The sequence below is a fragment of the Tepidiforma sp. genome, assembly GCF_034433535.1.
Lineage (GTDB): Bacteria > Chloroflexota > Dehalococcoidia > Tepidiformales > Tepidiformaceae > Tepidiforma.
In genome coordinates, this window is record NZ_DAOUAO010000068.1 from 1 (window position 1) to 12,022 (window position 12,022).

Consider the following 12,022-nt stretch of genomic DNA (forward strand, 5'->3'; position numbering starts at 1 on the left):
TTCTTCTGGCTCACAATCCCGCGCGTCACGCTGAACGCCCCGGTCTCGCCGCCCTGCAGATCCAGCGCGTAGCCCATCGCCACCACGTCCTGCCCGACCACGACCTCATCGAGGTTCGCGAACTCCAGCGCCTTCAGTCCGCTCGCGTTGACCTTCAGCAGCGCGATGTCCGCCCGGCTATCCACCCCCACCACCGTCGCGGGGTACTCGGCGCCGTCGTTCATCGTCACCGTCACCTGCGATGCCGTCCGCCCGGTGGCCGTCGTGACCACGTGGGCGTTCGTCATGATGTAGCCGTCGCTCCCGACCACGAAGCCGCTGCCCACGCCCGTCGCGGTCGAAATCCGCACAATCGCGTCCTGCGCAAACGCTACCAGCTCGGCCACCGTCATCTCCCGCCCGGCCAGCGACGTCGCCTGCGTCCGCGGCGTCTGCGTGGCCGTTGCGGCCGAGGTCGATGCGCCGCCTGCAGCTTCGGTCGCGCCCTGGTCGGCCGGCCGCGCATCGGAGCAGGCCGCCCCGCCGAGCAGCGCAAGGCCCGCCAGCCCCGCCGCAGCCATCCATTTCACCTGGTTCACTGGGCTCTCCCCTGTCGTGTTGAACTGGTTCCAGTCTCCCGCCCGCCCCCGGACCGCCCGGTAAAGATCAAAGCGCTCTTTCCCCCGCCGCGTAAAGCCGCTTTCGCCCCGCCCGGGCGCGTGTATCATGCCCATGCAAAAGGCCTATCGCGATGGACCCCAATCCGTCCGCCGCCGGTATACGTAACATCGATCGAACGGTCGAGTTCTCGCGGCTTTCCGCTGCCGAACTCGCCGAACGCGCCGACTGGACGGATGAAGCCCTGATGCACGCCATCCTCGCCCGCGACCCGCACGCCTTCGCCGTCCTCTACGACCGCTACGTCGACCTCGTCTACACCGCCGCCTACCGCATCCTCGGCGATACCGGGCTCGCCGAAGACACCGTCCAGGATGTCTTCGTTCGCCTCTGGCGCCGCCCTGAGACCTTCATCGCCGAGCGCGGCCGCTTCATCTCGTGGCTGATGAGCGTCACCCGCAACCGCGCCGTCGATGAGCTCCGCGCGCGCGGGCGCCGCTGGAAGCGGGAAGGCAGTCCCATCGCCGAGCCCGCTGAGCACGCGGAGCCCATCTTCCACCAGCCTCAGCCCGACCCGCTCCGCTCCGCCGAACTCCACGACGAACAGCTCGCCGTCCGCCGCGCCCTCGCCAGCCTCCCCCGCGAGCAGCAGGAGGTGCTCGAACTCGCGTACTTCGGCGGGCTCACCCAGCAGCAAATCGCGGCCCTTCTGCATGAGCCGCTTGGCACCGTCAAAACGCGCATCCGCCTCGGGATGCAGAAACTCCGCCGCGGTCTCCAGCACCTCCGCTAACGCCCCTGCCATGCTCACCGAACACCTCACCCAGGAACAGGCCGACGAATACGCCATCGGTTCGCTGGAACCGGAGCTCGAACGCGCCATCGCCCTGCACCTCGCCGAGTGCCCCGCCTGCCGCGATATCGTCCGCGATTCCGAACGGCTCGCCGCACTCTTCGCCGCCGGCCAGCCGCTCCGCCGCGCCTCGCCGCGGCTGCGCAACCGCGTCTTCGCCGCCACGGGCATCCGCCGGCCCGGCCCGCTCTGGCGCGCCGTTACCCTCGGCAGGGCAGCCGCCGGCATCGCCGCCATCATCGTCGCCGTGGGCGCCTTCTCCGGCATGCTTGGCCTCCGCACCCAGGTCAACGCCCTCCGCTCCCAGAACGCCGACCTCCAGCGCCAGATCGATGAAGCGCTCTCCCAGAAGGTCGCCCTCGCCGCCCTCACCCAGAAGCTCGAAGACCAGGAGGCCGCCGCCGAGGAGCTCCGCGCAACCCTCAAGTCCGATTCCGAACTCTTCATCGCCCTGATCTCGCCCCGCTCGCAGGTTGCTTCAGTCGTCTCCGTCGACCCCGACCGCGGCTCGATCGGGCGCCTCATCTGGGACGACGACCAGAAGCGCGTCTGGTTCGTGGCCAGCCAGCTCCAGCCGCTGCCCCCCGGCGAAACCTACCAGCTGTGGGTTAGCGCCGGCGGCCGTTACTACTCCCTCGGCACCTTCAGCCCCGACGATGCCGGCTTCGCCCGCTACGAAACCCGCCTGCCCGAGGGCATCACCAGTTACGACACCGCCGTGGTCACCATCGAGCGCGCCGGCGGCAGCCCCGTCCGCGAAGGCCCCGCCGTCTTCTTCGTCGCCGAACTCTCCCGCCTGAACGAAAACTGAGGCCCTCAGCCCGGGCCGGGCGCGTCCGAGGGGCGGCCCCGCATGTGGTGGCGGGTGGCCGCATAGTGCCGCGCCAGCCCGAACTGCACCACCGCCAGCACCGCTTCCCGCGTGAGCTGCGGAAACCGCGCGACCACCCCGTCCACATCCAGCCCCCCGGCGATCGCATCGAGCACCTCATCGGCCGCGATCACCGTGCCCCGCACCACCGGCCGCCCGCCCAGCACCCCCTCCTCCGAAACCACGTACTCCCGCCAGTCCAGCGAACCCATCGCCATCACCTCCAGGTTGCCACCGCCAGCGCGATGACCAGCACGGCCAGCAGCCCCGCGGCGACGAACCACATCGTCGCCCGCTGGTCGGCGGTAAGCAACTCGCCGCCCTCATCGTCCGGGACGACGTTCCCCGCCTCGCCGGCCAGCTCCAGCACGATGCGCGCCGCTTCCGCCTCCTCCGGTGGCACCCGGATCTCCCAGGTGCCGCCGAGGGGAAAGGCCGTCGCCCGGTAGGGTGTGCCCGAACCCACCACCACCGCCTCGACCCCCTCCGCGCGCAGCCGGCCCGCGGTCACCTCCGCCGCCACCTCGGAGGGCCCGCGCCACACTGTGACTGGCTGCCGGCCCGCAGGCATCGATGATCAGGCCCGCACCGGCACGTCCAGCTCGTGCCGGCTGAGCTCCGCCATCACCTTCGCCCCGGTGGCCTCGTCCGGCTCCACCACCGGCAGCCGGGGCGCCCCAATGTCGAACCCCAGCCGACGCAGCACGTACCGGATCGTGCTCGGGCTCCCGTTCAGGAAGCATGCATCGGTCACCCGGCAGAGCGCCCGGTGGATCGCCGCCGCCTCCAGCACCCTCCCCGCATCGATAAGCTCCATCATCCGCCGCTGCTGCCGCGCGACCACGTGCGCCGTCACGCTGATCGCCCCCCACGCCCCCATGCACCACAGATGGAAGTTGTCGTTGTCGTTGCCGCTCCAGATCTTGAACGCCGGCGCCGCCTCCATCACCGCCGCCGTGTGGCGCAGGTCCCCGTTCGCCTCCTTGTTGCCCACGATGTTCGGCACTTCGGCGCAGCGCAGGATCGTCTCCACCGTCATCCCCGTCCCGACGCGCCCCGGCACGTTGTAGATGATCACCGGCAGGCTCGTGCTCTCCGCGATCGCCTTGAAGTGGCGGAAAATCCCCTCCTGCGACGGCTTCAGGTAGTACGGCACCACCGCCAGGATGCCGTCCGCCCCGGCGCGCTCCGCCAGCTGCGCCAGGTGCACCGAATGGCGCGTGTCGTTCGTCCCTGCCCCCGCGATGACCGTCGCCTCGCCGAGCTCCTGCTTTACCTCCGCCCACAGGCGGTACTTCTCGTCGTCCGTCAGCAGCGGCGCCTCCCCCGTCGTCCCCGTCACCACCACCCCGTCGTTCCCGTGCTCCACCAGCATCCGCGCCAGCCTGCGCGCATGCGCCGTATCCACCTCCCCCGCCGGGGTGTAGGGGGTCACCATCGCCGTCAGCAACCGGCCAAGATGTGCCATCGTTCAAACTCCAGCCGCGAGTCCCCCCATTCTACTCCCCGGCCGCCTGGCGGCCGCCGGTCACGGCGCTTTCCCCGAATTTCACCGGCGCGTTACACCCCGTCGATGCACGGTTCACCGACCACCGCCGAACCTACCGATGCCCCCGGGAGGTAGCTGATGATTCGAAGTCTTGGACGCATCGCCAAATCACGAAGAGCCGCCATCCTCGCGGCCCCGCTGGTGCTGGTCGCCGCCGGTATCTCCATCGCTGGCGCGGCCTCCAGCACCGCCACCCTCGCACCGGGCGATTCCCTCACCGTCCGCTGCCAGGGCGGCACCCGCCTGACCGCCAGCCGCGTCAACACCACCGAGGTTCGCCTTGAGTGCCGCGGCCGTGTCGCCACACCGACCCCGACCCGCACCCCAACCCCGACGCCGACCCCCACCCGGACGGCGTCGCCGTCCCCCTCGCCCTCCCCGTCCGCCACGCCGCCGCCTTCGACCGGCGCGGTCGGCATTTGCGGCGAACCGATGGACCGCTGGCACCCGCCCGTGGTCATCGGCCCCGACGGACGCCCCTGCAACACCGGCCACGAACACGGCGACCCGCCCCCCGACTGGATCGCCGCCGCCGGCTACACCGTCAGCTTTAGCGGCCCCTTCAACACCTCGCCCCAGGAGAACACCCTCAAGCACACCGCCATGAAGGGCTTCTCCACCCGCTTCAACGGCGTCGATATCTACTTCCGCGTCCACGCTGCCTCCAACCCCCTCGACCGCATGAGCCGCTACCACTCCTACCAGGTCTGGGCCCGCGACCCCTCCGGCAACGTCTCCTTCTGGCAGGGCTGGTACAACTCCGGCGACCCGCGTCCGTCCTCCGAGGGCGGCTCCCGCGTCCCGCGCCGCACCATCAGCCTCCCCGAAGAAGAGCAGCGCCCGATCGTCGCCGTCTGCGACGCCACCTCCATCGCCCAGGGCATCGGCTGCGAGCAGTGGTACTCCGCGCCCGGCGAGCCCGACTGGTCCTGGGACTTCGGCTGGACCATCTGCGGCGCCACCACCCTCTACACGCCCGGTGAGAATGCCACCGCCTACGACCAGTCGACCTGGATCCCCACCGGCGAAACCGGCAATACCCGCCGCCTCGAGGCCGCCTGGTACGCCTTCCGCAACCCCATCCGCGGCGCCTTCGTCGCCACCCAGTTCGGCGAAATCGTCTCCGGCCACAGCGACCCGCGCTGCTCCGGCACCACCACCCGCTACGGCGTCACCTACCAGAACGTCTGCCTCGACCAGTACATCGCTCCCACCATGCCCACCGTCTCCTTCCCCGGCAACGCCGACCAAAAGACCTACCCCGACCCCGGCGTCGTCCTCCCCAACTGACGCCCCCGTCTCACGCTCGAACGAAGGCCCCGGTCATCGCGACCGGGGCCTTCGCTGTGGCGGCGCCCGCCCGTCCCGCGGGCGCCCACGGAGGGAACTCCCGCTCCTACTGGACCTGGATGCTGAAGCTCGGCGTCAGCGGCATCGCCGAGCCCATCCCGCGGCCGCGTCCCGGGTGGCCCGTCAGGTTGCCCGGCTTCGAATTCAGCCACGCATCCAGCTTCGCGCCCGCGTCGGCCAGCTTCTGGTCGGCCTCCTCTTGCGTCAGCCGGCCGTTCGCCACCGCCTCATTCAGCCGCTCCTGCAGCTTCGCCAGGGCCTGCGCCTTCGCCTCAGCCGCGCTCACATCCCCGTACTGGTCGATGATCTGGCCCCAGGTGAGCCCGGCCGCCGCGCCTTCCTGCACCTCGTCCCGCGTCAGCCCGAGGTCCTCACCCAGCCTGCCAATGCCCGGCAGGCCCTTCCCGCCCCGGCCCGGAGCGAGCGGCGCCTCTGCCGGCGTCTTGTTCAGCCACTCGTCGATCTTCGCGCCGGCGTCAGCCAGCCGCTGGTCGGCCTCCTCCTGCGTGATCTTGCCCTCCGCCACCTTCTCCGCCAGCTCCTCCTGGAGCTTCGCCAGGGCCTGCGCCTTGGCTTCAGCGGCGCTCATGCTGCCGTACTGGTCGATGATCTGGCCCCAGGTCAGGCCGGCGTCGCGCCCCTGCTGGATCTCCTCGGCCGTCAGGCCCAGGTTCTCGCCCAGGTGCCGCAGCACCCCGAGCACCCGCAGCCCCTTGCCGACGCAGTCCTGCGTCGTCGTGCCGTCATCGGTGGTCGGGGTCGGTGTCGCCGAATCGCCGCTGCCTTCCTGTGCGAGCACCGCGTTGCCGAAGCCGATCACGCCCACGGCGATCGCGCTCGCCACGCCCACCGAAACCAGCCGGCTCTCGCGAATCGAGAGTTTCATCTCAGGTCACTCCTGTGTGAGAGGTTGGCGGCGTTTCCCGCCGCTCACACTTCCAATGGCCCGGGCCTTCCCCGGGGTGACGCCCCCGGCGCCAGCGGTTACCGAACGTTTACCCGTGCCGCTCCACCCAGCGACCGCGGAACACCAGCAGGCGCCCCTCCGCCACCCGTACCACCGCCCGCTCCGCTGCCAGCTCGTTGTGCACGCCCCGCGGGCTGAACGGCAGGTCCTCGCCCTGCAGGTTCCAGCGCAGGCCCTCGGTGCGAACTCCCCGCGCCCCGCCCGGCGCAATCAGCGAGACCACCGTCCCCGGTTCGCCCGTCACCTCCGTCTCCCCGCGCACCAGCCAGGTCGCGAACAGGTCATCGTGCAGCACCACCTCCACCCCCGCGAAGACGGTCAGCACCGAGAGATTCGCCAGCGCGTGGTCGGCCCGGCCGCCGCCGACTGCCACCACATCCACCGCCTCCGCGCCCAGCTCGAGGGCATAGCGGATCGCCTTCACCAGGTCGGTCGTCTCGGGGTCCGGGTCCCGCACGAACCGTTCCCGCGGCACGCCCGCCCCCGGGAACCGGTCCATCGTGTCCAGGTCGCCTACCACCGCATCCGGCATTACCCCCGCATCGAGCGCCACCAGCGCGCCACCATCGGCCGCCACCACCAGCCCGGCCCGCGCCGCCAGCTCCCGGATCAGCCCGGCCGACGGCGCCTCCCCGTGCGCGACCACCAGTGCCCGCATGCCCCCATTCAAGCCGCATTCGCGCCATCGCGCGAGCCGCCGGCTCGACGCCCGCCCCGCCCGTCACTTACCGTGGAGAAGCCGCACACCAAATCCCGGCACGGAGACCCCCATGGCGACCATCCCCGCCACGCACCGCGACCTCATCGAAGGCCCCAATTTCGCCCACCTCGCCACCCTCATGCCCGATGGCTCGCCCCAGGTGACCCCCGTCTGGGTCGACCTCGATGGCGTTACCATCCTCGTCAACACCGCTGAGGGCCGCGTCAAGACCCGGAACCTCGACCGCGACCCCCGCGTCGCCCTCTCGATCGCCGACCAGCAGAACCCCTATCGCTACATCCAGGTCCGCGGGCGCGTCATCGAACGCACACACGAAGGCGCCGATGCCCACATCGATAAGCTCGCGAAGAAGTACCTCGGCCAGGACCGCTACCCCTTCCGCCGGCCCGGCGAGCAGCGCGTCATCTTCCGCATCCAGCCCGAACACGTCCAGGTCAGCCCCTGAGCGGCCCCTGCGGCTGGCTCCCGGTGCCGCAGCCCGCTAGCATCGGGAGCCATGCGCATCCTCCTCCTCGGCGCCAACGGCCAGCTCGCCTCCGATATCCTCCGCCTCTGGCGTGATCAGCCCGGCATCGACCTCCTCCCGGCCACCCGCGCCGGCGCCGACGTGACCGATCTCGCCGCGGTCCGCGCCCTGGTCGAACGCACGCGGCCCGGGGTCGTCATCAATACCACCGCCTTCCACAACCTCCCGCTCTGCGAGCAGGACCCGGCCACGGCCATGACCGTCAACGTTGTCGGCGGCTGGAACGTCGCCACCGCCGCCCGCGAGGCCGGCGCGGCCGTCGTCCAGTTCTCGACCGACTACGTCTTCGACGGCGAAAAGCGCACGCCCTACCTCGAGTCCGACGCCCGCCGCGCCGTCAACATCTACGGCGCCGCCAAGATTGCCACCGAAGATGCCGTCCGCATCGCCAACCCCGACCACCTCATCGTCCGGGTCTCCGGCCTTTACGGGCTCGCAGGCTCCGCCGGCAAGGGCGGCAACTTCGTCGAAACCATGCTCCGCCTCGCCCGCGAAGGCCAGCCCATCCGCGTCATCGCCGACCAGGTCACCGCCCCCACCAACACGGCCCACATCGCCGAGGCGCTCCTCCCCCACCTCCGCGACGGCCTCCGCGGGACCGTCCACCTCGCCGCCGACGGCGAAACCTCCTGGTACGACTTCGCCCGCGCCATCTTCGAACTCCGCGGCCTCTCCCCCGATTGCCAGCCCACCACCGCCGCGGAGTTCGGCGGGCCTGTCCGGCGGCCCGCCTACTCCGTCCTGGGTTCCGAACGCGTGCCGCGCCTGCCCCACTGGCGGCTCGGCCTCGAACGCTACCTGCGCGAAAAGCACGGTCCCCTGTCCTGAATCCGCCGCCTCCCCTACCATCCTCCGACATGCGGGCCGCGCATGGCCCGCCCCGCGGAGGCATCATGCGCATCCTCGTGACCGGCGGCGCCGGCTACATCGGCAGCGTCCTCGTCCCGAAGCTCCTCGAGCGCGGCCACCACGTCCGCGTCGTCGACCGCATGTTCTGGGGTATCCCGCACTACGCCGGCCACCCCAACGTCGAACTGGTCAACGCCGATATCCGCCGCCTGCCCGAGGGGCTCTTCGACGGCATCGACGCCGTCGACCACCTCGCTGGCTTCTCCAACGACCCGACCGCCGAGTTCAGCCCCGAGGCCAACTGGCAAATGAACGCCTCCGCCACCGACACCATCGCCCGCCAGTGCATCGCGGCCGGTGTCCGCCGCCTCGTCTTCGGCTCCTCCTGCTCCCTCTACGATGGCGCCCCCGACGCCGATACCCTCCTCGATGAGTCGTCGCCCCTGAATCCGCGCGGCGCCTACGCCACCTCCAAGCACTACTCCGAACAGGCCCTCCTCGCCCACGCCGGGCGCGACTTCGAACCCGTCATCCTCCGCCAGGCGACCGTCTTCGGGCTCAGCCCCCGCATGCGCTTCGACCTCGTCCTCAACACCTTCGTGAAGGACGCCCTCGTCCGCCAGCGGCTGATCCTCCACGGCGGCGGGCGTATGTGGCGGCCCCTCGTCGCCGTCCAGGACCTCGCCGATGCCCACATCGCCGTGCTCGAGGCCCCCTCCGAACTGGTCGCCGGCGAAACCTTCAACGTCGTCGGCGATAACTACCAGGTCCGCCAGCTCGCCGAGGTCGTCGCCGCCGCCCTGGTCCGCCTCGGGCAGCCCGTCGCCCTCGTCGATGGCCCGCTGCCCAACATCGTCCGCAACTACCGCTGCTCCGGCGAAAAGCTTCGCAGCCGCCTGGGCATCGACCTCCCGACCACCGCCGAGCAGGCCGTCGCCGAGCTCGTCGAAACCTACCGCTCCGTCCCCATCGAGCAGCTCGGCCACCCGCGCTACTACAACATCGCCTGGATGCAGCTGCTCGAAGAGGCCCGCCCCGCCTACCAGGCCACCCACCACATCTTCGAACCCCTCGAGGACTGACCCCGCATGGATATCCACGTCTCCACCACCCCGCTCGAAGGCGTCCTCATCATCGATACCGACTTCTTCCGCGACGAGCGCGGCTTCTTCATCGAGGTCTACCACCAGGAGCGCTTCCGCCAGCACGGCCTGCCCACCAACTTCGTGCAGGACAACCACTCCCGCTCCGGCCGCAACGTCCTCCGCGGCTTCCACTACCAGGACATGACCGCCCCGATGGGCAAGCTCGTGCGCTGCACCTTCGGCGCCATCCTCGATGTCGCCGTCGACCTCCGCGTTGGCTCCCCCACCTTCGGCCAGTACTTCGCCATCGAACTCACCGCCGAGAACATGCGCCAGCTCTGGGTGCCCGAGGGCTTCGGCCACGCCTTCCTCACCCTCTCCGAGGCCGCCGAAGTCCAGTACAAGTGCACCGGCCTCTACTCCCCGCCCTCAGAGGGCACCGTGGCCTGGAACGACCCCGATATCGGCGTCCCCTGGCCCATCACCAACCCGGTCCTCTCCCAGCGCGACCAGAACGGCATGAGCCTCAAGCAGTACCTCGAGAAGCCAGCCTTCCGCTACCAGCCCTCCTGACCGCCCCTTGACCCCGCCCCGTCCGCCGGGCGCTATCCTCAGGGGCATGGCCCTGCCCCGCTGGCTGCTCGCCGCCGTCGCCGCGTTCGCCGTGCTGGTCGGCGCCTGCAGCGATGCCGCCGCGCCCCCGGCCGCCACCCCCGCCGCAACCTCAACGCCTGCCGCCGAAGCCGAAACCCGGGCCCCTGCCTCACCCTCCCCGGCCGCGGCCTTCCGACCGCTCGGCACCTCCGCCGGGGTGGCTACCACCCCCCGCGACCCCGCCTTCAGCGCGCTCCCGGGCGCGTCCGCGCACTACGGCATCCTCGGCCGCGCCGCCTATCGCATCGAAATCCCCGATGCCTGGAACGGCGAACTCGTGCTCTACGCCCACGGGTTCGCCGGGTTCGGCACCGAAGTCGCGGTCGAAAATCCGCCGCGCGCCCTCCGCGAGCACCTCATCGCCGGCGGGTTCGCCTGGGCCGCCTCGAGCTACAGCGAGAACGGCTACGTCCCCGGCATCGGCGCCGACGACACCCTCGCGCTCCTCCAGCACCTCACCGCCGAGTTCGGCAAACCCGCCCGCACGTACCTCGTCGGCGCCTCCATGGGCGGCAACGTCGTCGCCCTCGCCCTCGAGAACCACCCCGGCGTCTACGACGGCGGCCTCGCCCTCTGCGGCGCCCTCGGCGGCATCGAACAAATTGACTACCTCGTCTCCTGGGTCGCCCTCGCCGAGTACTTCTCCGGCCTCACGTTCCCCATCGGCGTCCCCGGCGCCGACCTCACCTCCACCTTCCTCGTCCAGCTCCCCCTGCGCCTCGGCACCCCGGCCGCCCCCACCGCCGCCGGGCGCGCCTTCGCTTCCGCCGTGAAACACCTCACCGGCGGGCCACGCCCCTTCTTCGCCGAAGGCTTCGCCGAGCAGTACGCCGTCAACTTCGGCCTCGCCATGCTCGACCCCGAGCGCAGGCTCCTCGTAAACCGCGCCGCCACCAACGAAGGTGTCGCCTACGCCATCGACCCCGGCCTTGGCGTCTCCGCCGAAGAGCTCAACGCCGGCGTCCGCCGCTTCCCCGCCGACCCCGCCGCCCGAAACGCCGAGGCCCACCCCGATGCCGTCCCCACCACCGGCCGCCTGACCGCGCCGCTCCTCACCCTGCACAACACCGGCGACCTCTTCGTGCCCATCTCCCTCGAGCAGTCGTACCTCGCGAAGGCGCGCGCCGCCGGCACCGAGGAGCTGCTCGTGCAGCGCGCCATCCGCGCCGGCGGGCACTGCAAGTTCAGCGCCCGGGAGCTCACGACCGCCTTCGACGACCTCGTCCGCTGGGTGCGCGAAGGCGTCCGCCCCGCCGGGGACGACCTTTCCGGCGACCTCAGCGACATCGGCCGGCAGTTCACCAACCCCCTGCGCCCCGGCGACCCGGGGACCGTCAACTGACCCCGCGCAGCACGGCCGCCAGCGGCCCCGCATCCGCCCGCACCACCGCCAGCCCCCGCCGCTCGAGCGCTGGCCAGCGTACCAGCGGAGCGGCCTCCGCCAGGCCGGCCAGCCCAGCATGCCAGCGCTCCCGCGGCGGCGCCCCGGCAGCGCGCACCCAGCCGTACTCCCACGCCGCGAACATGCCGTCCAGCACCCCGCCGGGCTCCGCCTCGTGGATCAGCTCCTTGGGCAGGTAGGGCTGGAACGCCCGCGGGCTCAGCACGCCCGGCATGCGCGCGCCGAGCACCAGCCAGCGCCGCCGCAGCGGCGGCTCCGGCCATTCGCCCCACGGCAGGCGCTGCGACCCCGTTCGCTCCCATGCCCACCAGCAGGCCAGCCGCCCCCAGGGGTCGCACGTCCCCTCGATCAGCATCCCGCCCGGCGCCATCCCGGCAGCGACCTCCTCCAGCGCCTCCGTCACCTCTCCCGGCGTGTACTGCCGCAGCACGTTGAACGCCCGCACCACCACCGCCGCTTCCCCCTCGCCCAGCGGCAAATTAAATCCGCCGTGCCGAAACTCCAGCCCCGGCCGCGCCCACGCGCCTGCCCGCTCGGCCCGCGCACGGTCGATCTCCACCCCCACAACCCGGGTGCCCAGCCCCGCCCGCCGCAGCCG

Annotated in this window: 15 protein-coding genes; 8 read left to right on the forward strand and 7 right to left on the reverse strand. The window is 71.3% G+C overall.

Annotation, left to right across the window (positions count from 1 at the left end; genetic code table 11):
* Positions 1-578: S1C family serine protease (locus VAE46_RS03655; protein ID WP_322795560.1), on the reverse strand; the 578-nt coding region annotated here is incomplete at its 3' end.
* Positions 579-730: 152 nt separating this feature from the next.
* On the opposite strand from VAE46_RS03655, the gene VAE46_RS03660 reads away from it, so the two are divergent.
* The gene (locus tag VAE46_RS03660; RefSeq protein ID WP_322795561.1) at positions 731-1,390 is read left to right on the forward strand and encodes a sigma-70 family RNA polymerase sigma factor; all 660 of its coding nucleotides are present in this window, start codon (positions 731-733) and stop codon (positions 1,388-1,390) included.
* Positions 1,391-1,400: 10 nt separating this feature from the next.
* Complete coding sequence (locus VAE46_RS03665) at positions 1,401-2,261, forward strand: anti-sigma factor domain-containing protein (protein ID WP_322795562.1); 861 nt, start codon at positions 1,401-1,403, stop codon at positions 2,259-2,261.
* A gap of 5 nt (positions 2,262-2,266) precedes the next feature.
* Here the strand turns inward: VAE46_RS03665 and VAE46_RS03670 are convergent, their stop codons facing one another.
* From VAE46_RS03670 to dapA, 3 genes are all read right to left on the reverse strand, one after another.
* Complete coding sequence (locus VAE46_RS03670) at positions 2,267-2,539, reverse strand: DUF433 domain-containing protein (RefSeq protein ID WP_322795563.1); 273 nt, start codon at positions 2,537-2,539, stop codon at positions 2,267-2,269.
* Complete coding sequence (locus VAE46_RS03675; RefSeq protein WP_322795564.1) at positions 2,539-2,832, reverse strand: hypothetical protein; 294 nt, start codon at positions 2,830-2,832, stop codon at positions 2,539-2,541. The genes VAE46_RS03670 and VAE46_RS03675 overlap by 1 nt, the downstream gene beginning before the upstream one ends.
* 66 nt (positions 2,833-2,898) lie before the next feature.
* Positions 2,899-3,789, reverse strand: a complete 891-nt coding sequence (gene dapA, locus VAE46_RS03680; protein ID WP_322795565.1) for a 4-hydroxy-tetrahydrodipicolinate synthase — start codon at positions 3,787-3,789, stop codon at positions 2,899-2,901.
* Positions 3,790-3,948: 159 nt separating this feature from the next.
* On the opposite strand from dapA, the gene VAE46_RS03685 reads away from it, so the two are divergent.
* Positions 3,949-5,160, forward strand: a complete 1,212-nt coding sequence (locus VAE46_RS03685; RefSeq protein WP_322795566.1) for a hypothetical protein — start codon at positions 3,949-3,951, stop codon at positions 5,158-5,160.
* 106 nt (positions 5,161-5,266) lie between these two features.
* Here VAE46_RS03685 and VAE46_RS03690 read toward each other — a convergent pair whose 3' ends face one another.
* Together VAE46_RS03690 and VAE46_RS03695 are read right to left on the reverse strand one after the other, a co-directional pair.
* Positions 5,267-6,106 (reverse strand): hypothetical protein, encoded by an 840-nt coding sequence (locus VAE46_RS03690; RefSeq protein WP_322795567.1) that lies wholly within the window; start codon positions 6,104-6,106, stop codon positions 5,267-5,269.
* 109 nt (positions 6,107-6,215) lie between these two features.
* Complete coding sequence (locus tag VAE46_RS03695) at positions 6,216-6,845, reverse strand: thiamine diphosphokinase (protein WP_322795568.1); 630 nt, start codon at positions 6,843-6,845, stop codon at positions 6,216-6,218.
* 112 nt (positions 6,846-6,957) lie between these two features.
* Between VAE46_RS03695 and VAE46_RS03700 the strand changes: the two genes are divergently transcribed.
* From VAE46_RS03700 to VAE46_RS03720, 5 genes are all read left to right on the forward strand, one after another.
* The gene (locus tag VAE46_RS03700; RefSeq protein WP_322795569.1) at positions 6,958-7,353 is read left to right on the forward strand and encodes a PPOX class F420-dependent oxidoreductase; all 396 of its coding nucleotides are present in this window, start codon (positions 6,958-6,960) and stop codon (positions 7,351-7,353) included.
* 51 nt (positions 7,354-7,404) lie between these two features.
* Positions 7,405-8,262, forward strand: coding sequence for a dTDP-4-dehydrorhamnose reductase (gene rfbD / locus VAE46_RS03705; RefSeq protein WP_322795570.1), 858 nt, complete (start codon positions 7,405-7,407; stop codon positions 8,260-8,262).
* A gap of 65 nt (positions 8,263-8,327) precedes the next feature.
* A complete protein-coding gene (locus VAE46_RS03710) occupies positions 8,328-9,365 on the forward strand; it encodes an NAD(P)-dependent oxidoreductase (protein ID WP_322795571.1) in 1,038 nt (345 codons plus the stop codon).
* Positions 9,366-9,371: 6 nt separating this feature from the next.
* On the forward strand, positions 9,372-9,941 hold the full coding sequence (gene rfbC, locus VAE46_RS03715) for a dTDP-4-dehydrorhamnose 3,5-epimerase (RefSeq protein WP_322795572.1): 570 nt from the start codon (positions 9,372-9,374) through the stop codon (positions 9,939-9,941).
* Between the two features lie 46 nt (positions 9,942-9,987).
* On the forward strand, positions 9,988-11,364 hold the full coding sequence (locus VAE46_RS03720; protein ID WP_322795573.1) for a serine aminopeptidase domain-containing protein: 1,377 nt from the start codon (positions 9,988-9,990) through the stop codon (positions 11,362-11,364).
* Here VAE46_RS03720 and VAE46_RS03725 read toward each other — a convergent pair.
* Positions 11,357-12,022: class I SAM-dependent methyltransferase (locus VAE46_RS03725; protein ID WP_322795574.1), on the reverse strand; the 666-nt coding region annotated here is incomplete at its 5' end. The genes VAE46_RS03720 and VAE46_RS03725 overlap by 8 nt on opposite strands.